Genomic DNA, 22,834 nt, shown 5'->3' with positions numbered 1-22,834 from the left:
CGGGCAGGCGGCGCCGCGCTCTTCGGCCGGTGACGACAGCACAGATAACAGCTGCGACTTTTGAACCATACGTCACATCAGTCACTGGAGAAACGTTCGTAACAAACTACGTCTTTGTAATTAAGCGGGTTGTGACCGACTGGTGACCTAGTTCTTTGCGAAAGCCCGAACAGGGGCGATCATTGATCGCCCGGAATCAGTGTTTCAGTAGCTCAGATGCGTTACTCGACGGCGCCGACGTGTTCCGAGTCGCGTTTGCTGAGCCGTTGCAGAAAACGGGTGCCGACGGCCGCTGCCGCCACCCCGATCAGCAGTGCCACCGTCAGTCCCGTCCACGGCAGATCGGGGGTGTTCAATTCATTGAGAAAATTCTGCGCGGACAGCACCGGGTCGCCGGTTTTGGCGTGATCCTCGGCGGCCTCCAATTTGGCCCGGTGAAACTGTCCGCTGTAGCTGCCGACGTAAGTGGTACTGAGCACCAGCACGGTGGAGTCCGGATAGTCGTAGCCCACCACCGTGGCGACGTCGCGCAGCGCGGTGTCCATCCCCGGGTTACGGGCGACCTCGACGATCTTGAGGTCGATGCCGTCGCGGGCCGCATCGGCCACGACGTTGCGCAACGCCGGTACGTCAGCCGCCGGCGCGCTCACCCCGTCGACGGCCACGGCAACCTTGACCAGCGCCATGCACTCATCGGGCGGGGTTGCCGGGTCGAGTCCGACGGTGAGGCAGAGCTCGCCGGGAATGTAGGCCGGCGGATGCGGGGTGGTCACGAGCGATGACGGTATCAACCCCGCTCAGGTGAGGTGATCCTTACTTTATACAGGACAACCGTACTGTTAGGGTTTATGACGCCCGTCGGCGCGGACCCGTCGATGGAGGAGAACTCGATCTCGGGGAGTTGAAGTGACCAGCAAAGATTCGGTGAATTCGTTCGGAGCCCGTGACACCCTGACGGTGGGTGACGACGAATATCAGATCTACCGCCTCGACGCCGTACCCGGCACCGAGAAACTCCCCTACAGCCTCAAGGTGCTGGCCGAGAATCTGCTGCGCACCGAGGACGGCGCCAACATCACCAAAGACCACATCAACGCGATCGCCAACTGGGATCCGGCCGCCGAGCCCAGCGTCGAGATCCAGTTCACCCCCGCCCGGGTGGTCATGCAGGACTTCACCGGCGTGCCCTGCATCGTCGACCTGGCCACCATGCGCGAAGCCGTCGCCGCCCTGGGCGGTGACCCCGAGAAGGTCAACCCGCTGGCTCCGGCCGAGCTGGTGATCGACCACTCGGTGATCCTGGACGTGTTCGGTCGCGCGGATGCCTTCGAGCGCAATGTGGAACTGGAGTACCAGCGCAATGGCGAGCGCTACCAGTTCCTGCGCTGGGGCCAGGGCGCCTTCGACGACTTCAAGGTCGTCCCCCCGGGCACCGGCATCGTCCACCAGGTCAATATCGAGTACCTGGCCCGCACCGTGATGGTCCGTGAGGGGGTGGCGGGCGGGAAGACCGTCAGTGTGGCCTACCCCGACACCTGCGTGGGCACCGACAGCCACACCACCATGGTCAACGGCCTCGGTGTGCTCGGCTGGGGCGTCGGCGGCATCGAGGCCGAGGCCGCCATGCTGGGCCAGCCGGTGTCGATGCTGATCCCGCGGGTGGTCGGGTTCAAACTGACCGGTGAGATCAAGCCGGGCGTGACCGCCACCGATGTGGTGCTCACCGTCACCGACATGCTGCGCCGCCACGGTGTGGTGGGTAAGTTCGTCGAGTTCTACGGCAAGGGCGTGGCCGAGGTGCCACTGGCCAACCGCGCCACCCTGGGCAACATGAGCCCCGAATTCGGTTCCACCGCAGCGATTTTCCCGATTGATGACGAGACCATCAGCTACCTGCGGCTGACCGGCCGCAGCGAGCAGCAGCTGGCCCTGGTGGAGGCCTACGCCAAGCGCCAGGGCATGTGGCACGACCCCGCCCGGGAGCCGGCGTACTCGGAGTACATCGAGCTGGACCTGAGCACAGTCGTCCCCTCGATCGCCGGCCCGAAGCGCCCGCAGGACCGCATCGAGCTCTCCGACGCGAAGACCGCCTTCCGCAAGGACATTCACAACTACGTGGATGAGGAGGGCAGCGCACCGCACAGTCAGCTCGACGAGGCGGTGGAGGAGTCGTTCCCCGCGTCCGACCCCGCGGTGCTGTCCTTCGCCGACGACGACGCGGCGGTGCCCTCGGCGGCGCAGAACTGCGACGGTCGGCCCAGCAAGCCGGTCAAGGTGTCATCGGCCGAGCGCGGTGAGTTCATTCTCGACCACGGTGCGGTCGTCGTCGCCGGCATCACCTCCTGCACCAACACCTCCAACCCCGAGGTGATGCTGGGTGCTGCCCTGCTGGCCAAAAAAGCCGTCGAGAAGGGCCTGACCTCCAAGCCGTGGGTCAAGACCAACATGGCTCCCGGCTCGCAGGTGGTGACCGACTACTACAACAAGGCCGGTCTGTGGCCTTACCTGGAGAAGCTCGGCTTCTACCTGGGCGGCTACGGCTGCACCACCTGCATCGGCAACACCGGCCCGCTGCCCGAGGAGATCTCGAAGGCCATCAACGACAACGACCTGTCGGTGACGGCGGTGCTGTCGGGCAACCGCAACTTCGAGGGCCGCATCCAGCCGGACGTGAAGATGAACTACCTGGCCTCCCCGCCGTTGGTCATCGCCTACGCCATCGCCGGAACCATGGACTTCGATTTCGCCTCCCAACCGCTCGGCCAGGACCATGACGGCAACGACGTCTTCCTCGCCGACATCTGGCCCACCACGGCCGAGATCCAGGAGACCATCGCCTCCTCGATCGACCGGGACATGTTCGTCAGCTCCTATGCCGATGTGTTCAAGGGCGATGAGCGTTGGCGCTCGCTGCCCACCCCGGAGGGCAACACCTTCGCCTGGGACGAGAAATCGACCTACGTGCGCAAGGCGCCCTACTTCGACGGAATGCCCGCCGAGCCGGCACCGGTCGCCGACATCACCGGCGCCCGAGTGCTTGCGCTGCTGGGCGATTCGGTCACCACCGACCACATCAGCCCGGCCGGTGCGATCAAGAAGGGCACCCCGGCCGCGCAGTACCTGGAGGCCAACGGCGTCTCGCCCCGCGACTACAACTCCCTGGGTTCACGGCGCGGCAACCACGAGGTGATGATCCGCGGCACGTTTGCCAACATCCGGTTGCGCAACCAGCTGCTGGATGACGTCTCGGGTGGCTACACCCGCGACTTCACCCAAGACGGCGGCCCGCAGGAGTTCATCTTCGACGCCGCGCAGAACTATGCGGCGCAGAACATTCCGCTGGTCGTGCTCGGCGGTAAGGAGTACGGCTCGGGTTCGTCACGTGACTGGGCCGCCAAGGGCACCGTGCTGCTGGGGGTGCGGGCGGTGATCACCGAGTCCTTCGAACGCATCCACCGGTCCAACCTGATCGGGATGGGCGTCATCCCGCTGCAGTTCCCCGCCGGGGAGTCCGCGGCGTCGCTGAAGCTGGACGGCACCGAGGTGTTCGACATCACCGGTATCGAGGAGCTCAACAAGGGCAAGACGCCGAAGACGGTGCACGTCAAGGCCACCAAGGCCGACGGTAGTGCCGTGGAGTTCGACGCGGTGGTGCGCATCGACACCCCCGGTGAGGCCGACTACTACCGCAACGGCGGCATCCTGCAGTACGTGCTGCGCAACATGTTGAAGTCGAAGTAGTCCGCGTAGGCGGCGAGCAGCTGATGCCCAGGGTCAGCGAGGATCACCTGGCGGCCCGGCGTCGCCAGATCCTTGACGGCGCGCGGCGGTGCTTCGCCGCCTACGGCTACGACGGGGCCACGGTGCGACGCCTGGAGCAGACCGTCGGGCTGTCGCGGGGCGCGATCTTCCACCACTTCCGCGACAAGGACACCCTGTTCTTCGAGCTCGCCCAAGAGGATGCCGCGCAGATGGCGGAGGTGGCCGCCCGGTCCGGCCTGATCGGCGTGATGCGGGACATGCTGGCCGCGCCGGAGCAGTACGACTGGCTGGCCACCCGGCTGGAGATCGCGCGCAAACTGCGCCACGACCCCGAGTTCAGCCGCGGCTGGGCGGAGCGCTCAGCCGAATTGTCAGCTGCGACAACGGATCGGCTCCATCGGCAGAAGCAGGCCGGCCGACTGCGCGACGACGTTCCGGCCGACGTCCTGCACACTTATCTGGACCTGGTGCTCGACGGCCTGGTGGCGCGGCTGGCCTCGGGCGAGGATCCCCGGCGGCTGTCGGCGGTGCTTGATCTGGTGGAGGATTCGGTGCGGCAGCGCTGATTTCGGCTCCCCCGCCCGGCGCGAACGTGCACACAATGCCACTCACCGCCGCTGTGTCGCGTGCAGACACGCACGCTCGCCGGACGGGGGGCTAGGTGGGCCGGGTGCGGTGATTGGGCCCGCCGCGGCTGCGCATCGCCACACCCGACTCCCGCAGCATGCTGTGCACCGATCCGTACGATCGCCCGGTGGACACCGCCAGGGTGCGGATGCTGGCCCCGCGCTCGTAGGCGTTGCGCAACTCGACGAGCTGTCGATCGCGCAGCTTGTCCGGTTTCGTCATCGCCACGTCCCCTCACCATCCCCTCGCCGTACCAACGGGTTCAGCGTAGGAAGGCGTCGGCGATACCGGGCGGCTTTGGCGGAAAATGCAGGCGTACCGCGACCCTCCGCTATGCCAGCTCGATCAGATCGCGGTAATCGGCCGACCAATGGTCCTCGGTGCCGTCGGGCAGCAGCACCACCCGCTGCGGGTCGAGCGCCTCGGCCGCACCCGGGTCGTGGGTGACCAGCACGACGGCCCCGGTGTAGCTGCGCAACGCGTCGAGTACCTGCTCGCGCGAGGCCGGGTCGAGGTTGTTGGTCGGCTCGTCGAGCAGTAACACGTTCGCGGTCGAGGCCACCAGCCCGGCCAGCGCCAGCCGGGTCTTCTCACCGCCGGACAGTGTCCCGGCCGGTTGATCCAGCTGCGGCCCGGTGAACATGAACGCGCCGAGCAGGCCGCGCAGATCCTGCTCGGAGGTGTCGGGGGCGGCGTGAACGGTGTTCTCCCACACCGTCGCCGCATTGTCGATGGTGTCGTGCTCCTGGGCGAAATAGCCGATCTTGCAGCCGTGCCCGGGCTCGAGCTGCCCGGCATCGGGGATCTCAACCCCGGCCAGCACCCGCAGCAGCGTGGTCTTGCCCGCACCGTTGAGGCCCAGCACGACCACCCGCGAACCCCGGTCGATGGCCAGGTCCACCCCGCTGAACACCTCCAGCGAGCCGTACATCTTGGTCAGGCCGCTGGCCATCAGCGGGGTCTTACCGCACGCGGCCGGAGTCGGAAACTTGATCCTGGCGACCTTGTCGGCGACGCGTTCCTCGTCCAGCGCGGCCAGCATCCGGTCGGCACGACGCAGCATATTCTGCGCTGCAACGGCTTTCGTGGCTTTCGCGCCCAGCTTTGCAGCCTGGGTGCGCAGTGCGGCGACCTTGCGTTCGGCGTTGGCCCGTTCCCGGCGGCGCCGCTGCTCATCGGTGGCCCGGGCGTCGAGGTACTTCTGCCAGCCCATGTTGTAGACGTCGGCCTCACCGCGTACCGCGTCGAGAAACCAGACCCGGTTGACCACGTCGGCCAGCAGATCCACGTCGTGACTGATCAGCACCAGTCCCCCGCTGTGGCTCTTCAGGAAGTCGCGCAGCCAGCCGATCGAATCGGCGTCGAGGTGGTTGGTCGGTTCGTCGAGCAGCAGGGTGGTGCCCGCGCCGGCGCCGCCGGAACCGCCCTCGCCCGCCGCGAACAGGATGCGAGCCAACTCCACCCGGCGGCGCTGGCCGCCCGAGAGGGTGCGCAGCGGCTGAGTCAGCACCCGCTCCGGCAGGCCCAGACTGGTGCAGATCCGGCCCGCTTCGCTCTCGGCGGCATAGCCGCCCAGCGCGGCGAACCGCTCCTCGAGTTGGCCGTAGCGGCGGATGGCGCGGTCCCGCGCGGCGTCGTCGACGACCTCGGCCATCAGCACCTGCTGCTTCTCCAAATCGGCCAGGATCGTGTCGAGGCCGCGTGCCGACAGCACCCGGTCACGCGCCAAGACGTCGAGGTTGCCTTCGCGGGGATCCTGCGGCAAATAGCCGACATCGCCGGTGCGGGTGATGGTGCCCGCGTAGGGCTCGCCCTCACCGGCGAGGATGCGCAGCGTGGTGGTCTTACCGGCGCCGTTGCGGCCGACCAGGCCGATCCGGTCGCCGGGTTGCACCCGCAACACCGATCCGACCGAGTCGAGCAGCGTGCGCGCTCCGGCGCGGACCTCGAGGTCCGTTGCGGTGATCACGGGCGCGCATACTCCTGAGTCGATTACTTGTCGTCGGTGAAGACCGGTGGGCGCTTCTCGGCGCGCGCAGCGACGGCTTCCTCGAAGTTGCTGGTCAACAGGCGCACATAGAGCTGTCCGAGCCCCTCGGCCTGCATGTGCCCCTCCAGACTACCGGCATCGAGTCCGCTCCAAAGAGTCCGCTTGGTCAGTTCGGTACCCGGCCGGGAGAATCCGGCGATCCGCTCGGCCAGGTCATAGCAGGTGTCCAGGAGATCCGCCGACTCGACCACCCGGGAGACCAGACCGATCCGCTCGGCCTCGGCGGCGTCGACGTCGCGTCCGGTGAGCATGATCTCGAACGCCCGCGACGCCCCGATCGCCCGCGGCAGCAGATAACTCAGCCCCAGTTCGCTGGCGGTCAGGCCGTTGTTGATCCCGGCCGCCCGGAAATAAGCGTCCGTCGCGGCGACCCTGATGTCGGCCGCCAGCGCCAGGCACAGGCCGCCGCCGATCGCCGCGCCGTTGACCGCCGCGATCACCGGCTGGTGCAGGCGCCGAAGCGACAGGATGATGTCGTCGAGCAGTTCCATCGATCGCAACCCGAAACTCGGCCGGGTCAGTCCGGCCACGTGCGGCACCGAACCGGCCGACTTGTGGTCGGCGCCCGAGGAGAATCCCCGCCCCGCCCCGGTGAGCACGACCACCCGCACCGAGTTGTCGTAGCTGATCTGCGCCAGGACATCACGCAGCGGCACCATCACGTCGAACGCCATCGAGTTCATCCGCTCCGGGCGGTTCAGCGTGATCAGGGCGACCTGCGGACGCGGGCGTTCGACGAGGACGAATTCGGAGCCGTTGTGCGATGCGGTGGTCACCGCTGCACGCTATCGCGTGCCGCGGATCAGACCTGCTCGGGCTTGTCCTGCGACGCCTGCTGTTGTGCGGCCACCGCTGCGTCGATGTCGAGATCCTTGACCTGCTGGACCAGGTGCTCCAGCGCCGCGGCGGGTAGCGCGCCGGCCTGGTTGAACACCAGCGTGCCCTTCTTGAACGCCATCAGCGTGGGGATGGACCGGATCTGGGCGGCGGCGGCCAGCTGCTGCTCGGCCTCGGTGTCGACCTTGGCGAACACCACGTCGGGGTGGTTCTCCGAGGCGGACTCGAACGTCGGTGCGAAGGATTTACACGGCCCGCACCAGGAGGCCCAGAAATCGACCAGGACAATGTCGTTGTCGGCGATGGTTTCTTCGAACTTCGCCGCGGTGAGGTCTTGAGTTGCCATGATTGCCCCAACGCCCGGACTCCCCGTGGTGTTCCCGGCTGCGACCGGGCAAGGACGGAGTAGCTTACACAGCGGGCTCATAGCGTAGACCTAGCTGTGCGCTAACTCGGCCATTGACGGTGGTAACACGTGTCCGGCGACACACCCGTCGCCGACCTCGACGATCGGAGAACTGCTGATGTCTGCCCTCCCCAGTACCGCTGCACCGGCGCTCTGCACGCTCACCGGTGCCGCAGCGCTGTTCGCTGCGGCCCTGTTCGTCCCGGCATCGGCCCACGCCGAGGGCGACCGGGTGATCGGCCCGGTGTCCTCGGTGACCGGCAGCACTTTCGAGGTGGCCAGGCCCGCCGGCTCCGCCACCGTCGCCTTCAGTGACTCCACCCGCATCGTCGAGCCGGTACCGGCGCAGCTCGGCGAGATCACCGCCGGCACCTGCATCAAGGCCGGCGCCGCCCCGGGCAGCGCCCCGGCAGACAGCGGCGCCATCACCGCGAAGTGGGTGGCGATCAGCACCCCGATCGACGGCAAGTGCCCGCAGCGGCCGGCCGCTGCCGCCGACGCCCCCGCCCCGCCCGCTCCGCATCGCGGGGTCCGCGGGGTCGTCGACTCCGTGGCCGGCGACACCATCACCGTGACCGGCGCGAACGGGCAGACCACCGTGACGGTCAACGACGACACCCACCTGCGCAGGATGGTCACCGTCGGCGCCGGGGTGATCAGTGACGGCAAGTGCGTCGCCGCCCGCGGCGAGAAGGACGGTAACGGCGTGCTGCAGGCGACCAGGATCTCGGTCTGGGCGCCCGACGGCGACGCCTGCCCCGAACCGGCGATGTAAGTCGCTTACCCCAGCACCTTGCCGTAGGTCTGTCGCCCCATCAGATAGGTCGCCTCGACCGCGACGTCGCGAAGGTCGGCCGGCGGGATACGCCGTGGGTTGCGCGAGAGCACCACCAGATCGGCGTACTTGCCGGCTTCCAGGCTGCCGATCTCGGTGTCCAGCCGCAGCTGCCAGGCGGCGTTGATGGTCTGCGCCCGAAGCGCCTCGTCGACGCCGATCCGCTGTTCAGGGGCCAGTACCCGGCCGCTGCCCTTGGCGATGCGGTTCACCGCGGTGGCGATGTTGCCGATCGGGTCGGGCGGGGTGACGGTGCCGTCGTTGTGAAACGAGACGCGCAGCCCCGCATCGAAAGCCGAACGCGCCGACATCCAGTGCGCCCCGTGATCGGAACCGAACAACTTGTCCACCAACACATCTCCCCAGAAATAGATGTGCTCGATGAACAGGCTCGGGGTGACGCCCAGGTGCGCGGCCCGGGCGAACTGATCGGGCCGCATGGCCCCGACGTGTTCAAGCCGTGGCCGCAGCGCCGGGGACACCCGCGCCTGCTCGAAGGCGTCCATGACGACATCGATGGCGGCATCACCGTGCACGTGGCAGGAGACCTGCCAACGCTGATCGATGAAAGCCGTTGCCAGCTGCTGGATCTGTTCGGGGGTGTAGTTCATCCCGCCGCGGTGGTCGCGACCCAGCCCCATCCCCGCGGTGGTCGCGTTGTTCAGGTACGGGAACGTGGTGAAGATGTTGCCCTGCCATGGCGATCCGTCGGCCCAGATCTTCATCCCGATCTTGTCGAACAGCACGTCGGCACCGGCCCGCTTGCCGCGCACGTTGTTCGGGTCGTCGGCCAGCTCAGGGGTGCCGATCTCGTAGGCACGGACCCGCACCGCGCAGTCGGCCTGCTGGGCCAACTTTCCGAAGACCTCGGATTGCGAACGCGCGTCGTAGGAATGCTCGGTTGCGGTCGCGATACCCGCGCGGGCCAGCTGAGCGTAGGCCCAGCGCAGGTTGTCGCCGGCGTTGGCCATGATCGCACCGGAGAACGGCGCGGTCAGCGCCATCAGCGCCGCCGCCTCGCGCACCTCGCCGGTCAGCTGCCCGTCGGGCCCGTGCAGATACTGCGCACCGAGCGGGTTGGGGGTGGTCTTGGTGATCCCGGCCGCGGCGAACGCGGCGGTATTGCCATAGCCGGCGTGGCCGCTGTTGGTGATGATCACCACGGGGTTGTGCGGCGCCAGTCGGTCCAGCTCGGTGCGGGTGAACGACCCCAGCCCGGTCTGCAGCAGCGGGTCCACGCCGTTGAGCAGGATCGGCTGCCCTTTGGGGGTGTCGGCCACGGCCTCGGTCAGCTTCTCGAACACGCCGCTGGCGGTCGAGACCGTGAAGGGACGCACGTCGATGGCCGGCGGGGCCAGGGTGGTGCCCATCTCGAACGGGTGACCATGCGGTTCCACGAACGCCGGCAGCAACGCCCGGCCGCGCAGGTCGACCACGGTGGTCTCCGATCCCCGCAGCCGCAGCACGTCTTCGGCGGTGCCGACCCTGCTGATCCGGGCGCCGGTGACCGCGAGCGCTTCGGCCTCGGGCGCCCCCGGCGCCACCGTGACCACCGGGCCACCGATGAAGATGGTGTCGGCCCCGGGCCCCCGCGACGTACACCCGGCGAGACCGCCGACGGCCGTACCGGCCGCCGCAGCCGCCATCCCGGCCATGAACCGTCGCCTGCTCGTCGTCACCCTGTCCGCTCTTCTCAGTCGCAGTCGACCGCCGCCGGGGGCCTTACGCGGTTCACGCGACGAGTATGTCAGCGACCGCCACGCACCCGGCCACCCGGCCGTTCGGGCCGGATCACGTCAGGTCGTCGTAGTCGCCGCGCACCCAGGCGGCATGGCGGTCGGCGGAGAATCGGACCGCCGCCGCACCGCCGGTGTCGATGGTATTGGCCAACAGCCCGTAGATCCGGTCGAAGCGCAGCCCGGCGAGGGTGTCGGCCATGCGCTGCACCACCGCGGCCGACAACGGAATCCGATTCGGATAGCTGCGCAGGAAGGCCACCGTACGCCGGTCCGGGTTCGGAAAGATGGTGTCGCCGACCAGCAGTACACCGCGCCCGTCGGCGCCGTCCTCCCAGCAGGCCACCGCGCTGCCGGGGAAATGACCCCCGACCTGCACCGCGGTCAGCGTCGGTGTGAGCCTCAAGCGGTCTGACCAGTAGCTGATCACCGGGTCGGGCCGCATCACCCATTGCGCGTCGGCGGCGTTGACATACACCGGCACCCCGCCGAGCCGGCGGCTCCACTGGACCTGGGCGCCGAACATGTGCGGGTGGCTCGCGACGATCCCCACGAGCGGGCCGTGCTCGGTCACCGCGGCCACCGCGGCATCGTCGAGGAAGCCCGAGGGATCCCACAGCACGTTCCCGCCCGCGGTGCACACCAGCTTGCCCAGCTGACCGATGCCCAGCGGCGGAGTGCTGCCGAGGGCGATCAGCCCGGGTTCGAGGACGGCGACCGTGGACCGGACGCCCTCGGCGGCCAACTCCTCCAGCGTCGCCCACTGCTGGCCCTCGGCCGGCACCCACTGCCGCTCGTCGGCGCAGATGGTGCAGACCTCCGGCGTGGCGTCGTGCTCGACGCCGCATGTCCTGCACAGCCAGAACACGCGGCCGGCTCCCTCAGACCGTGAAGCCGACAGCGCGCATCATCTCGCGTCCCTCGTCGGTGATCTTGTCCGGGCCCCAGGCCGGCTCCCAGACCCAGGACAGGTCGAGCTTTTTGACCAGGCCCGCGCCCACCGTCGCGTTCTCGACCTGCTCGGCGATCATGTCCTGCAGCGGGCAGGCCGGCGAGGTGAGCGTCATGGTCACGACGGCGGCGGCACCGTCCTCGTCCTGGCGGATCGCCAAATCGTAGACCAGCCCCAAATCCATGACGTTGATGCCGATCTCGGGGTCGATGACATCATGCATCGACTCCTCGACCTCGGCGAGCAGTTCCTCCGGTCCGGTTTCGCTCATTGCTTCATCTCCTGAGTTGTCGCACTGACGGACGCCAGTGGTTGTTCCGCTGTCTTCGCGAGAGCCTGCGCCAACGCGTCTTTGAACGCCATCCAGCCGAGCAGCGCGCACTTGACCCGCGCCGGATACTTCGACACCCCGGCGAACGCGATCCCGTCGCCGAGCACCTCCTCGTCACCCTCGACGGTCCCCCGCGACGACACCATCTCGTGGAACGCGTCGAAGGTCGTCAAAGCCTGCGTCACCGTCGTTCCGATCACCTGGGTGGCCAGCACCGAGGTCGCCGCCTGGGAGATCGAGCAGCCCTGCCCGTCGTAGGAGACGTCGGCGATCTGCTCACCGTCGCCCGACAGCGCCACCCGCAGGGTCAGCTCATCGCCGCAGGTCGGGTTGACGTGGTGCACCTCGGCTCCGTACGGCTCCCGCAGGCCGCGGTGCTGGGGATGCTTGTAGTGATCGAGGATCACTTCCTGATAGAACTGCTCGAGTCGCACGTCTCACGCCCCGCCGAAGAATTTCACGGCCCGGCGGATCCCCCCCAGCAGCCGCTCGACCTCGTCGTGGGTGTTGTACACCGCAAACGACGCCCGAGCGGTGGCCGCCACATCGAACCTGCGGTGCAACGGCATTGCGCAGTGGTGACCCACCCGCACCGCGACACCGTCGTCGTCGAGCACCTGGCCGACGTCATGGGCGTGCACGCCGTCGATCACGAACGAGACCGGCGACCCGCGGTCGGTCATCGTCGTCGGCCCGACGATGCGCACCCCGTCGATGCCGGCGAGCCCGTCCAGGGCGGCGGCCACCAGTTCGCGTTCGTAGGCTTCCACGACGTCCATCCCGATCGCGTCCAGGTAGCGCGCGGCCGCGGCCAGCCCGACCACCTGCGAGGTCATCGGTGTGCCGGCCTCGAAACGTTGCGGCGGCGGTGCGTAGGTGCTCGTCAACATCGTCACGGTCTCGATCATCGATCCACCGGTGAGGAACGGCGGCAGTGCCGCCAACAGCTCACGACGGCCGTAGAGAACCCCGATTCCGTTGGGGCCCAGCATCTTATGGCCGGAGAACGCGGCGAAGTCGACATCCAGTCCGTGCAGGTCGACCGGCTGGTGCGGCACCGATTGGCAGGCGTCCAGCACCGTGAACGCACCCACCGACCTGGCCCGCGCCACCAGCTCGGCGACCGGCGCCAACGCGCCGGTGACGTTCGAATGATGGCTGAAAGCAACGACTTTGACACGCTCGTCGAGTTTCAGCGAGTCCAGGTCGATCCGCCCGTCGTCGGTCACGCCGTACCAGCGCAGTGTGGCGCCGGTGCGCCGCGCCAGCTCCTGCCACGGAATCAGGTTGGCATGATGCTCCAGCTCGGTGGTGACGATGACGTCGCCCGGACCGACCGCGGCCTCGAACCGATCGTCACCGAGCGCATAGGACACCAGGTTCAGCGATTCGGTGGCGTTCTTGGTGAACACCAGTTCGTCCGGGTCGGCCCCGACGAAGCGCGCGACGGCGCAGCGGCCGTCCTCGTAGGCGTCGGTGGCCTCCTCCATCAGCTGGTGCGCCCCGCGGTGCACCGCGCCGTTGGAGTTCAGCAGAAACTCGCGCTCGGCGTCCAGCACCTGCAGCGGACGTTGCGAGGTGGCGCCGGAATCGAGATAGGCCAGCCGGTTTCCGCCGCGCATGACGCGATTCAGGATCGGGAAGTCCGCCCGAATCGCATCCAGGTCCGGCGCCGCCGGACGGCTGACCGACAGTGTCATGTCAGGCTCCCGCCGAGGCCTGCTCGGTGAAACGCTCGTAGCCGTGTTCCTCGAGCTCGTTGGCGAGTTCCGGACCACCCGACTCGACGATGCGCCCACCGGCGAAGACATGCACGAACTGCGGCTGGATGTAACGCAGGATGCGGGTGTAGTGCGTGATCAGCAGCACGCCGCCGTTCTCGGCCTGCTGGTAACGGTTCACCCCTTCGCTGACCACCCGCAGCGCGTCGACGTCCAGGCCGGAGTCGGTCTCGTCGAGAATCGCGATCTTGGGCTTGAGCAGACTCAGCTGCAGGATCTCGTGGCGCTTCTTCTCCCCGCCGGAGAAGCCTTCGTTGACATTGCGCTCGGCGAAACCGGAATCGATGTCCAGCTCGGTGAACGCCGCGCGCTGCTCCTTGATCCAGGCGCGCAGCTTCGGGGCCTCACCGCGCATCGCGGTCACCGCGGTACGCAGGAAGTTCGACATCGACACCCCGGGCACTTCGACCGGATACTGCATGGCCAGAAAGAGACCGGCGCGGGCTCGTTCGTCCACGGTCATCTCCAGCACGTCCTGGCCGTCGAGGGTGATCGTCCCCGACGTCACGGTGTATTTGGGGTGCCCGGCGATCGCGTACGACAGGGTGGACTTGCCCGACCCGTTCGGCCCCATCAGGGCATGCGTCTCACCGGAGTTCACCGTCAGGTCGACGCCGTGCAGGATCGGGATCGACGCCGTTGCATCGTCGCCGACGCCGCCCGGCGAGACACTCACGTGCAGTCCCTTGATTTCCAGTGTGCTCATTGGTGATCCGTGTCCTTAATGTCTTGGTGGTTACTTGTTCTCGGTGACCGCGAGTTCACGCTCGACGGCTTCGGTGAGGCGCTCCTGCACGAACGACACGGGGATTCTGGAGATGATCTCGCCGAAGAAACCCCGCACGATCAGGCGCCGGGCCTGGTCCTCCGGAATGCCGCGGGCCTGCAGATAGAACAACTGCAGGTCGTCGAAGCGCCCGGTCGCACTGGCATGGCCGGCCTGGATGATCTCGCCGGTCTCGATCTCCAGGTTGGGGATCGAATCCGCCCGGGCGCCGTCGGCCAGCACCAGATTGCGGTTCACCTCGAAGGTGTCGGTGCCGACGCCTTCTGCGCGGATCAGCACGTCGCCGACCCAGACGGTGCGAGCGTCCGGCAGTGCCGACTCGGGGTCGCCCTGCAGCGCACCCTTGTAGAGCACGTTGGAGCGGCAGTTGGGCCGGCTGTGGTCGATCAGTAGCCGCGATTCCAGGTGCTGGCCGTCATCGGCGAAGTACAGGCCGAGCAGCTCGGCGTCACCGCCCGGGCCGTCGAACCGGATCCGGCCGGTCAGCCGTACCAACTCGCCGCCCAGCTGGACGGCGGTGTGGCGCAGCACCGCATCCTTGCCCAGCGCCGCGTGGTGCATGCTGACGTGCACCAGGTCCGCGGCCGCGTCGGCGATCCACACCACGGTCAGCTGCGCGGCGTCACCGACGACGAATTCGACGTTGTCGGCGAAGGTTCCGCTGCCCCTGATATCGATCACGACCGTCGCACGCGACAGTTCCTCGGCGCGTAGCTGCAGATGCCCGTAGGCCGTCGCACCCGCGCCGGGACCGGTGACGGTGATGGTGATCGGCTCCTCGACGCTCGTGTCCTTGGGCACGGTGACCACCGTCGCCTCCTGGAACGCCGAGAAGGCTTGGGCGGCAATACGGTCTGCGGGAACACCCGCCGCACCCAGGCGGTCGTCGCCGCGCGCGACGGTCTCGGTCCGCACCGCCGCGTCCGCCGACACCTCGATCGTCGCCGATGCGTCGGCGACCGCGGAGCCGTCGTGCAGGCCGCGCAGCCGGCGCAGCGGGGTGAACCGCCATGCCTCGTCGCGACCGTGCGGCACCTCGAAGGCGTCCACGTCGAACGAGGTGAACTGGGCGCCCTTGTTGACGCCTTCGGCCGCCTCGGTGAGGTTGGTCGTGGAGGCGGACCTCAGATCGGTCGAAGTCACTAGCCCACCGACCCTTCCATCTGCAGCTGGATCAGCTTGTTGAGTTCCAGCGCGTACTCCATCGGCAGTTCCTTGGCGATCGGCTCGACGAAGCCGCGCACCACCATCGCCATCGCCTCGTCCTCGGTCACGCCGCGGCTCATCAGGTAGAACAGCTGGTTCTCGCTGACCTTGGACACGGTGGCCTCGTGGCCCACGGTGACGTCGTCCTCGCGGATGTCGACGTAGGGGTAGGTGTCACTGCGACTGACGTCGTCGACCAGCAGCGCGTCACACTTCACGCTCGACTTCGCCCCGTGCGCGCCCTTGTGGATCTCCACCAGGCCCCGATAGGAGGATCGGCCGCCGCTGCGCGCCACCGACTTCGACACGATGTTGGACGACGTGTTGGGCGCCAGGTGCAGCATCTTGGCGCCGGTGTCCTGGTGCTGGTCCTCGCCGGCGAACGCCACCGAGAGCACCTCGCCCTTGGCGTGCTCACCGGTCATCCACACCGCCGGGTACTTCATGGTGACCTTCGAGCCGATGTTGCCGTCGACCCATTCCATGGTGGCGCCCTCTTCGGCTCGCGCCCGCTTGGTGACCAGGTTGTAGACGTTGACCGACCAGTTCTGGATGGTGGTGTAGCGGCACCGGCCCCGCGGCTTGACGATGATCTCCACCACCGCCGAGTGCAGCGAGTCGCTCGAGTACACCGGCGCGGTGCAGCCCTCGATGTAGTGCACATAGGCGTCTTCGTCGACGATGATCAGGGTGCGCTCGAACTGGCCCATGTTCTCGGTGTTGATCCGGAAGTAGGCCTGCAGCGGAATGTCCACGTGCACCCCCTTGGGCACGTAGATGAACGATCCGCCACTCCACACGGCGGTGTTGAGCGCGGAGAACTTGTTGTCCCCGGCCGGGATCACGGTGGCAAAGTGCTCCCGGAACAACTCCGGGTGTTCTTTCAACGCGGTGTCGGTGTCGAGGAAGATCACGCCCTGGGCTTCCAGGTCCTCGCGGATCTTGTGATAAACCACCTCGGACTCGTACTGGGCGGCCACCCCGCCGATGTATCGCTGCTTCTCGGCCTCCGGGATGCCCAGCCGGTCGTAGGTGTTACGGATGTCCTCGGGCAGGTCTTCCCAGGTCTGAGCCTGCTTCTCGGTGGACCGGACGAAGTACTTGATGTTGTCGAAGTCGATCCCGGACAGATCCGCGCCCCAGTTGGGCATCGGCTTTTTCAGAAACGTCCGGTACGCGCGCAGCCGGGCCTCAAGCATCCACTCCGGCTCGTTCTTCTTCGCGGAGATGTCGCGCACGACATCCTCGGAGATGCCACGCTGGGCGGCGGCACCGGCGGCGTCGCTGTCCGCCCAACCGTATTCGTAGCTGCCCAGCGACGCGATCGTCTCGTCCTGGGTACTCGGCTCCGCCACTGTTGCGGTGGCCTCCGGCGTGAGTGTCATGGTGACGCTCCTTCAGTGCTCGTGATGGCTTCGGCGCAGGCTGTGCGCCGAAGGTCGATCGGTGCGGCTAGTGCTGTTTTTCGGCGGTACCGGCCCTGCCGGCCTTGGTGGTCGTGCCGGCCCGGCCGGACTTGGCCGTCTTGTTGGTCAGCGGTACATGGGTGGTGCAGACGTAGCCGCCGTCGGCGATGGTCGCCAGCCGCTGCACGTGGGTGCCCAGCACTTCGGCCATGGCCTGCCGCTCTGCCCGGCACAGCTCCGGGAACTCCTTGGCGACGTTGGCCACCGGGCAATGATGCTGCAGAATCTGCACCCCCGGCACACCGCCGTCCACTCGTGCGGTGGAGGCGGCGAAGCCGGCCTCGGTCAGCGCCACGGCGATCCGTTCCGCGGTCGCCTCCAGGTCCTCGTCGGCGTCGGTGTCGTCGCCGGCGGCGACGGCCGCGACCTCGGACAGGATGGTGTCGATGCGCTGACGGGCGAACGCGACCACCGCGTCCTCACCGCCGATCTCGCGCAGCTGGCGCATCGCGGCCACCGCGAGGTCGTCGTAGCGGTGGCCGAGCTTGCCCCGGCCCGCGGCGGTGAGCTGGAACCGCTTGGCCGGCCGCCCGCGGCCCACCTGCTGCCAGGACGCCGGCGCATGCGCCTCTGCGTCACCCATCTCGATCAGGGCGTCGAGGTGGCGCCGCACCCCGGCGGCCGAGAGCCCCAACCGGGCGCCGATCTCGCCGGCGGTGATGGATCCGGATTCCATCAGCAGGCGCACCACCGCGTGGCGGGTGCGGCCCTCGGGTGAGTCATGGCCGCCGATGAGGTCGGCCGCCGGCTGAGACGCAGCCGAAACCGCACCGCCGGGTCGTTGCCCGGCGGATTCGGTGGCGGCGTTCGCCTCAGCATCTATTTTCACAACACCAGTGTGACGCAATTCCGCGGCCGGGTCTAGGCAGGGTTACCTCAGTTCGGCCCGAAACGGCAGTTGCGCTGGTCACAGCGCGCAACCTGCGGGCGGGGCCCGAGGAGTTCGGCAGGGTTTCGTCGGGGGGCCGTTACGCTGCTGGGATGGCAGTCCGCCGGCACTCGCTGAGCACGTCGATCGCGCACCTGCACGGCGACGAGCGCACCGTCGGCGCCCCCCTCAACCACGCCGAACTGGTCGCCCTGCAGCGCACCCGGCTGTTCGGCGCCAGCGGCACCGTGCTGATGGCGATCGGTGCGCTCGGGGCTGGGGCACGACCGGTGATCCAGGACCCCACCTTCGGGGTACGGCTGCTGAACCTGCCGTCCCGTCTTCAGACGGTGGCGCTGACCATGACCACCACCGGGGCGGTGATGATGGCGTTGGCCTGGCTGATGCTGGGCCGCTTCGCGTTGTCGTCGCGCCCGGCGGGCAACCGGCGGATGTCGCGCAGCCAACTCGACCGCACCCTGCTGCTGTGGATGCTGCCGTTGCTGGTCGCCCCGCCGATGTACAGCAAGGACGTCTACTCCTACCTGGCGCAGAGTCAGATCTCCCGGCTGGGCCTGGACCCCTACCGGGTGGGCCCGGCGCCGGCCCTGGGCCTGGACCACGTGTTCACCCTTTCGGTGCCCAGCCTGTGGCGGGAGACCCCGGCTCCCTACGGGCCGCTGTTCCTGTGGATCGGCCGGGGAATCTCGGCGCTGACCGGGGAGAACATCGTCACCGCGGTGTTGTTCCACCGGGTGGTGGTCCTGGTCGGCGTCGGGCTGATCGTGTGGGCCGTGCCGCGTCTGGCGGCGCGCTGCGGGGTGGCCGAGGTCAGCGCGCTGTGGCTGGGAGCGGCCAACCCGCTGCTGTTGATGCACCTGGTCGCCGGTATCCACAACGAGGCACTGATGCTGGGCCTGATGCTGACCGGCACGGAGTTCGCCCTGCGCGGGGTCACCGCGGCCAAACCGCTGCTGCCGGGTCTGCGGCGACCCCCGCGGGACTGGATTCCGCTGGCCGAGTTGTTCGCCGGCGCGGTACTGATCACGATGTCGTCGCAGGTCAAGCTGCCGTCACTGCTGGCACTCGGCTTCGTGGCGATGGCGCTGGGCTGGCGCTGGGGCGGCGACCTGCGGGCATTTCTGCTCGCCGGGGCCGGCAGCAGCGCCCTGGCGGTGGCGGTGATGGCTGTGATCGGTTGGGCCAGTGGGCTGGGCTTCGGCTGGGTCTTCACCCTCGGCACCGCCAACGTGGTCCGCAGCTGGATGTCGCCCCCGACCCTGCTGGCGCTCGGCACCGGCCAGGTGGGAATCCTGCTGGGCCTGGGTGATCACACCACCGCGGTGCTCTCGCTGACGCGTGGCATCGGTGTGCTGATCATCGCGGTGATGGTGTTCTGGCTGCTGCTGGTGGTGTTTCAGGGCCGGCTGCATCCGGTCGGCGGGCTCGGCGTCGCGCTGGGCATCACGGTGTTGCTGTTCCCGGTGGTCCAGCCGTGGTATCTGCTGTGGGCGATCATCCCGCTCGCCGCCTGGGCGACCCGCCCGAGCTTTAGGGTCGCGGTGATCGCGGTGACGCTGGTGGTCGGAATCTTCGGCCCGACCGCCAACGGCGACCGCTTCGCGTTGTTCCAGATCGTGGACGCGACCCTGGCCAGCGCCGTCGTGGTGCTGGCGCTGTTCCTGCTGACCTACCGGCACCTGCCGTGGCGGCAGTTGCCCGCCGAGCCCGGCCGCCCGGGCGGTGAGCCGCCGCCGAACCCCACCCCGCGGCCCGCCGCCGTCGCCGACGCTTACGCTGATTCTCCGTGAACTCAGCTGTCGCCGTGCGGTTGCGCGGGGTGCGCAAACGTTACGGGGCCGGCCCCTCGGCGACCGAAGCGGTCGCCGGCCTTGATCTCGAGGTGCATACCGCCGAGGTATTCGCGCTGCTCGGCCCGAACGGCGCCGGCAAGACGACGACGGTCGAGATGTGCGAGGGCTTCGTACGCCCCGACGCCGGCACCATCGAAGTACTCGGGCTGGACCCGATCGCCGACAACGACCGGCTGCGGGAACGCATCGGCGTCATGCTGCAGGGCGGCGGCGGCTACCCGGCAGCCCGTGCGGGCGAGATGCTCAAGCTGGTGGCGTCGTATTCGGCGAACCCGCTGGACCCGCAGTGGCTGCTCGACACCCTGGGCCTCACCGACGCGGCCCGCACCACCTACCGCAGGCTCTCGGGCGGGCAACAGCAGCGGCTCGCCCTGGCCTGTGCCCTGGTCGGCCGCCCGGAGCTGGTGTTCCTCGACGAGCCCACCGCCGGGATGGACGCTCACGCGCGCCTGCTGGTGTGGGAGCTCATCGACGCGCTGCGCCGCGACGGCGTGACCGTGGTGTTGACCACGCACCACCTGCGGGAGGCCGAGGAACTCGCCGACCGGCTGCTGATCATCGACCACGGGGCGGCGGTTGCCGCCGGTACGCCCGCGGAATTGACCCGTAGCGGCGCCCAGGGGCAGGTGCGGTTCACCGCACCCCCGCGCCTGGATCTGTCGCTGCTGGTCGCCGCGTTGCCGGAGGGCTACCGGGCCAGCGAGGTGCAGCCCGGCGAATACCTCGTCGAAGGACCGGTGGACCCGCAGGTGCTGGCGACCGTGACGGCCTGGTGCGCCCGTCTCGACGTGCTGGCCACCCAGCTGCGGGTGGAGCAGCGCAGCCTGGAGGACGTGTTCTTGGAGCTGACCGGGCGGGAGCTGCGCGCATGACCACCTCGTTTCCGCCCGGCACCTTCACCCCCGATCCACGGCCCAGCAGCGTGCCGGCCATGCTCGCCGCGCAGTACCGGCTGGAACTGACCCTGCTGTTGCGCAACGGCGAGCAGTTGCTGCTGACGATGTTCATCCCGATCACGCTGCTGGTCGGGATGTCGCTGCTGCCGCTGGGCCCCTTCGGCGAGGGCCATGCCCAGCGCGCCACCACCCTGCTGCCGGTGATCATGTCGTTGGCCGTGATCGCCACCGCCTTCACCGGCCAGGCAATTGCGGTGGCCTTCGACCGCCGCTACGGAGCCCTGAAACGACTGGGCGCCACGGCGTTGCCGGTGTGGGGTGTCATCACCGGCAAGTCACTGTCGGTGGCGACGGTGGTGCTGCTGCAGTCGGTGCTGCTCGGATTGATCGGCGTCGCCCTGGGCTGGCGGCCGACCCTGATCGGGCTGGGCCTGGGTGCGGTGGTCATCGGGCTGGGGACGGCGTGCTTCGCGGCGTTGGGGCTGCTGCTCGGTGGCAGCCTGCGGGCCGAGATCGTGCTGGCCGTCGCCAACCTGATGTGGTTCGTGTTCGGCGGATTCTCGGCGCTGACGGTGGAAACCGACCTGGTGCCCGGCGCGGTCCGCTGGCTCGCCCGGCTCACCCCGTCCGGGGCGCTCACCGAGGCGCTGGCGCAAGCTCTGGCGGTGTCGTTCGACTGGTTCGGCATCGCCGTGGTGGCGGTCTGGGGCCTGCTGGCCGGGGTCGGCGCGGTGCGCTGGTTCCGGTTCAGCTGACCTACTACGGGATGTAGTTACCGATCCTCTACGATCCCCACCGTGGGACGATTCCTGATCCGCCTGGTGGATCTGCTGCCGGACCCGAGCCTGCGCACCCAGCGGCTACTGGCCGCCGCGGTCGTCTTCACCCAGGGCTTCATCTCGGTGACCGGGGCGATCGTCCGCGTCACCGCCTCCGGGCTGGGCTGCCCGACCTGGCCGCAGTGCTTCCCGGGCAGTTACGTCCCGGTGGCGGTCTCGGAGGTGCCGCGCATCCATCAGGCCATCGAGTTCGGCAACCGGATGGTGACCTTCGCGGTGGTCATCACCTCGGCGCTGGCGGTGCTCGCGGTGCTCCGGGCGCGGCGGCGCACCGAGGTGCTGGCCTACGCCTGGTTGATGCCGGCCTCCACGGTGCTCCAGGCGGTGATCGGCGGTATCACGGTGCGCACCGGGCTGGCCTGGTGGACGGTGGCCGTGCACCTGCTGGTCTCGATGCTGATGGTCTGGCTGGCGGTGCTGCTGTATGTGAAGGTCGGTGAACCCGACGGCAACGCGGCCGTGGTGCGTCACCGGGTTCCGGCGCCGTTGCGCCGGTTGACCGCGCTGTGCGCCGTCACGCTGGCCACGGTGCTGGTGACCGGCACCCTGGTGACCGGCGCCGGACCGCACGCCGGCGACAAGAGCGCCACCCGCACGGTGGCCCGGCTCAAGGTCGAGGTGGCCACGCTGGCCCACCTGCACGAGTCCCTGCTGATCGCTTTCCTCGGGCTGCTGGCGGGTCTGGCATTCGGGCTGGCTGCGGTGCGGGCGGCGAAACCGGTGACCCGTCGGCTGGTGGTGGTCATCGCCCTGAGCCTCGGGCAGGGACTGATCGGCGTCGTCCAATATTTCACCGGGGTGCCCGCCGTACTGGTCACCCTGCACGTAGCGGGCGCGGTGGTGGTCACCGCCGCGACCGCGGCGCTATGGGCGTCGCTGCGCGAGCGGGCCGAACCCGAGCCGCTCTAACGCCGCGGCGACCTCGAGGGCGAATCGACGCTGCGCCCGGTCACGTTCGCTGGCGTCAATATCAGCCCAACCCAGCTGCGGCGCAACAAGATCCAGGCTGACCAGTCGCGCGCCCGCGGCAGTTTCGGCCACCTCGGCGCGGGCATAGAGCAGCTCCTCGATCCGGATACTCAGGCGCTCCGCGGCCGCGCGCAGGGCGGCGCGGCCGACGTCCCACAGCTCGAAGTCGGGGTCGGTACCGGCCGCGCCGAACGCGTGCGACCGGCCGCCGCCGAAGAACACCAGCGCCGTCTGCCGGTTCGCCCCGCCGGGCGACGTCGGCACGCCGTCACACTGCAAGTCGGCCAGGTAGCGTTGGCCGGAGTTCCACGCCACCACTTCCGGCGGATTCAACAGGTTGCGCACCCGCTTCGTCCACGCCGCGAATTCGGTGCGCCGGTCCGGACCGCCGCCGGACGAACGCAGGATCACCAGGTCCGCCTCGAGGGTCGCCGGGTCGTCCCAGGCCAACCGGTGGGCCTGCAGCCCCCGGTGCCGCAGCGCGGCGATCAGGCCCGCGTCCTCGGCGGCGACCGGACCGTCATCGCCCCCGCGCCGCGGATCGCCCGCCAACACGATGCGCGGGTGGAGGATATCGGGCCGGGCCAGCTTCATGCAGACCTCACATTGGGA

The 22,834-nt window shown here is 68.7% G+C and carries 22 protein-coding genes; 7 read left to right on the top strand and 15 right to left on the bottom strand.

From position 1 onward, the window contains the following. Positions 1-221: 221 nt before the first annotated feature. Positions 222-773 (bottom strand): Rv1476 family membrane protein, encoded by a 552-nt coding sequence (locus G6N23_RS09385; RefSeq protein ID WP_173675023.1) that lies wholly within the window; start codon positions 771-773, stop codon positions 222-224. A 151-nt stretch (positions 774-924) separates the two neighbouring features. On the opposite strand from G6N23_RS09385, the gene acnA reads away from it, so the two are divergent. Beyond that, on the top strand, positions 925-3,741 hold the full coding sequence (gene acnA, locus G6N23_RS09380) for an aconitate hydratase AcnA (protein WP_085259617.1): 2,817 nt from the start codon (positions 925-927) through the stop codon (positions 3,739-3,741). Positions 3,742-3,764: 23 nt separating this feature from the next. Further along, positions 3,765-4,328 (top strand): TetR/AcrR family transcriptional regulator, encoded by a 564-nt coding sequence (locus G6N23_RS09375; protein ID WP_085259525.1) that lies wholly within the window; start codon positions 3,765-3,767, stop codon positions 4,326-4,328. 91 nt (positions 4,329-4,419) lie between these two features. Here G6N23_RS09375 and G6N23_RS09370 read toward each other — a convergent pair whose 3' ends face one another. The 4 genes from G6N23_RS09370 to trxA all read right to left on the bottom strand — a co-directional run bounded on the left by G6N23_RS09370 (position 4,420) and on the right by trxA (position 7,622). Beyond that, positions 4,420-4,611 (bottom strand): helix-turn-helix domain-containing protein, encoded by a 192-nt coding sequence (locus G6N23_RS09370; protein WP_173675024.1) that lies wholly within the window; start codon positions 4,609-4,611, stop codon positions 4,420-4,422. Positions 4,612-4,720: 109 nt separating this feature from the next. Beyond that, entirely contained in the window at positions 4,721-6,358 is a 1,638-nt protein-coding gene (locus G6N23_RS09365) for an ABC-F family ATP-binding cassette domain-containing protein (RefSeq protein WP_085259527.1), read from the bottom strand. A 23-nt stretch (positions 6,359-6,381) separates the two neighbouring features. Then, positions 6,382-7,215, bottom strand: a complete 834-nt coding sequence (locus G6N23_RS09360; protein WP_085259528.1) for an enoyl-CoA hydratase — start codon at positions 7,213-7,215, stop codon at positions 6,382-6,384. Positions 7,216-7,241: 26 nt separating this feature from the next. Continuing rightward, positions 7,242-7,622, bottom strand: coding sequence for a thioredoxin (trxA, locus tag G6N23_RS09355; protein ID WP_085259529.1), 381 nt, complete (start codon positions 7,620-7,622; stop codon positions 7,242-7,244). Positions 7,623-7,800: 178 nt separating this feature from the next. Here trxA and G6N23_RS09350 point away from each other — a divergent pair, with 178 nt between their 5' ends. Continuing rightward, on the top strand, positions 7,801-8,457 hold the full coding sequence (locus G6N23_RS09350) for a DUF5666 domain-containing protein (protein WP_220096654.1): 657 nt from the start codon (positions 7,801-7,803) through the stop codon (positions 8,455-8,457). Positions 8,458-8,462: 5 nt separating this feature from the next. Here the strand turns inward: G6N23_RS09350 and G6N23_RS09345 are convergent, their stop codons facing one another. The 9 genes from G6N23_RS09345 to G6N23_RS09305 form a co-directional block, all read right to left on the bottom strand. Next, entirely contained in the window at positions 8,463-10,196 is a 1,734-nt protein-coding gene (locus G6N23_RS09345) for an amidohydrolase (RefSeq protein ID WP_165758665.1), read from the bottom strand. Positions 10,197-10,308: 112 nt separating this feature from the next. Continuing rightward, entirely contained in the window at positions 10,309-11,121 is an 813-nt protein-coding gene (locus G6N23_RS09340; RefSeq protein ID WP_085259532.1) for an MBL fold metallo-hydrolase, read from the bottom strand. A 13-nt stretch (positions 11,122-11,134) separates the two neighbouring features. After that, entirely contained in the window at positions 11,135-11,476 is a 342-nt protein-coding gene (locus G6N23_RS09335; protein WP_085259533.1) for a metal-sulfur cluster assembly factor, read from the bottom strand. After that, positions 11,473-11,970 carry a Fe-S cluster assembly sulfur transfer protein SufU gene (sufU, locus tag G6N23_RS09330; RefSeq protein ID WP_085259534.1) on the bottom strand — a complete coding sequence of 166 codons (498 nt, stop codon included), beginning with the start codon at positions 11,968-11,970 and terminating at the stop codon, positions 11,473-11,475. Before sufU ends, G6N23_RS09335 begins: the two co-directional genes overlap by 4 nt. A gap of 3 nt (positions 11,971-11,973) precedes the next feature. Next, the gene (locus G6N23_RS09325; protein ID WP_085259535.1) at positions 11,974-13,236 is read right to left on the bottom strand and encodes a cysteine desulfurase; all 1,263 of its coding nucleotides are present in this window, start codon (positions 13,234-13,236) and stop codon (positions 11,974-11,976) included. 1 nt (position 13,237) lies between these two features. After that, positions 13,238-14,023 (bottom strand): Fe-S cluster assembly ATPase SufC, encoded by a 786-nt coding sequence (gene sufC, locus G6N23_RS09320; RefSeq protein ID WP_085259536.1) that lies wholly within the window; start codon positions 14,021-14,023, stop codon positions 13,238-13,240. Positions 14,024-14,053: 30 nt separating this feature from the next. Next, positions 14,054-15,247 (bottom strand): Fe-S cluster assembly protein SufD, encoded by a 1,194-nt coding sequence (gene sufD, locus G6N23_RS09315; RefSeq protein ID WP_085259537.1) that lies wholly within the window; start codon positions 15,245-15,247, stop codon positions 14,054-14,056. After that, positions 15,247-16,695, bottom strand: a complete 1,449-nt coding sequence (gene sufB / locus G6N23_RS09310; RefSeq protein ID WP_085259538.1) for a Fe-S cluster assembly protein SufB — start codon at positions 16,693-16,695, stop codon at positions 15,247-15,249. The genes sufD and sufB overlap by 1 nt, the downstream gene beginning before the upstream one ends. Positions 16,696-16,762: 67 nt before the next feature. Then, entirely contained in the window at positions 16,763-17,452 is a 690-nt protein-coding gene (locus G6N23_RS09305; RefSeq protein ID WP_234808496.1) for a helix-turn-helix transcriptional regulator, read from the bottom strand. A gap of 305 nt (positions 17,453-17,757) precedes the next feature. On the opposite strand from G6N23_RS09305, the gene mptB reads away from it, so the two are divergent. Genes mptB through G6N23_RS09285 form a run of 4 tightly spaced genes read left to right on the top strand, consistent with a single transcriptional unit; the run spans position 17,758 to position 22,162 of the window. Next, complete coding sequence (gene mptB, locus G6N23_RS09300) at positions 17,758-19,455, top strand: polyprenol phosphomannose-dependent alpha 1,6 mannosyltransferase MptB (protein ID WP_085259539.1); 1,698 nt, start codon at positions 17,758-17,760, stop codon at positions 19,453-19,455. After that, positions 19,452-20,390: an ABC transporter ATP-binding protein gene (locus G6N23_RS09295; protein WP_095173893.1), complete on the top strand. Its 939-nt coding sequence runs from the start codon at positions 19,452-19,454 to the stop codon at positions 20,388-20,390. Before mptB ends, G6N23_RS09295 begins: the two co-directional genes overlap by 4 nt. Then, positions 20,387-21,169 carry an ABC transporter permease gene (locus G6N23_RS09290; RefSeq protein ID WP_085259540.1) on the top strand — a complete coding sequence of 261 codons (783 nt, stop codon included), beginning with the start codon at positions 20,387-20,389 and terminating at the stop codon, positions 21,167-21,169. Before G6N23_RS09295 ends, G6N23_RS09290 begins: the two co-directional genes overlap by 4 nt. Positions 21,170-21,211: 42 nt before the next feature. Further along, a complete protein-coding gene (locus G6N23_RS09285) occupies positions 21,212-22,162 on the top strand; it encodes a COX15/CtaA family protein (RefSeq protein ID WP_085259541.1) in 951 nt (316 codons plus the stop codon). Here the strand turns inward: G6N23_RS09285 and G6N23_RS09280 are convergent. Next, the gene (locus tag G6N23_RS09280; RefSeq protein WP_085259542.1) at positions 22,118-22,816 is read right to left on the bottom strand and encodes a DcsG N-terminal domain-containing protein; all 699 of its coding nucleotides are present in this window, start codon (positions 22,814-22,816) and stop codon (positions 22,118-22,120) included. The genes G6N23_RS09285 and G6N23_RS09280 overlap by 45 nt on opposite strands. Between the last annotated feature and the right edge of the window lie 18 nt (positions 22,817-22,834).

The sequence above is a fragment of the Mycolicibacter terrae genome (genome assembly GCF_010727125.1).
Classification (GTDB): domain Bacteria; phylum Actinomycetota; class Actinomycetes; order Mycobacteriales; family Mycobacteriaceae; genus Mycobacterium; species Mycobacterium terrae.
Note: the sequence above shows the minus strand (reverse complement) of the source record. Positions and strands in the feature narration are given on the sequence as shown.

What these genes read in the sequence shown, in the direction of transcription:
- G6N23_RS09370 (WP_173675024.1), bottom strand. Translation starts at nt 4,611, where the DNA reads ATGACGAAACCGGACAAGCTGCGCGATCGACAGCTCGTCGAGTTGCGC.
- sufB (WP_085259538.1), bottom strand. Translation starts at nt 16,695, where the DNA reads ATGACACTCACGCCGGAGGCCACCGCAACAGTGGCGGAGCCGAGTACC.
- G6N23_RS09280 (WP_085259542.1), bottom strand. Translation starts at nt 22,816, where the DNA reads ATGAAGCTGGCCCGGCCCGATATCCTCCACCCGCGCATCGTGTTGGCG.
- G6N23_RS09350 (WP_220096654.1), top strand. Translation starts at nt 7,801, where the DNA reads ATGTCTGCCCTCCCCAGTACCGCTGCACCGGCGCTCTGCACGCTCACC.
- G6N23_RS09335 (WP_085259533.1), bottom strand. Translation starts at nt 11,476, where the DNA reads ATGAGCGAAACCGGACCGGAGGAACTGCTCGCCGAGGTCGAGGAGTCG.
- G6N23_RS09305 (WP_234808496.1), bottom strand. Translation starts at nt 17,452, where the DNA reads ATGGAATCCGGATCCATCACCGCCGGCGAGATCGGCGCCCGGTTGGGG.
- mptB (WP_085259539.1), top strand. Translation starts at nt 17,758, where the DNA reads ATGGCAGTCCGCCGGCACTCGCTGAGCACGTCGATCGCGCACCTGCAC.
- trxA (WP_085259529.1), bottom strand. Translation starts at nt 7,622, where the DNA reads ATGGCAACTCAAGACCTCACCGCGGCGAAGTTCGAAGAAACCATCGCC.
- G6N23_RS09290 (WP_085259540.1), top strand. Translation starts at nt 20,387, where the DNA reads ATGACCACCTCGTTTCCGCCCGGCACCTTCACCCCCGATCCACGGCCC.
- G6N23_RS09375 (WP_085259525.1), top strand. Translation starts at nt 3,765, where the DNA reads ATGCCCAGGGTCAGCGAGGATCACCTGGCGGCCCGGCGTCGCCAGATC.
- sufC (WP_085259536.1), bottom strand. Translation starts at nt 14,023, where the DNA reads ATGAGCACACTGGAAATCAAGGGACTGCACGTGAGTGTCTCGCCGGGC.
- G6N23_RS09325 (WP_085259535.1), bottom strand. Translation starts at nt 13,236, where the DNA reads ATGACACTGTCGGTCAGCCGTCCGGCGGCGCCGGACCTGGATGCGATT.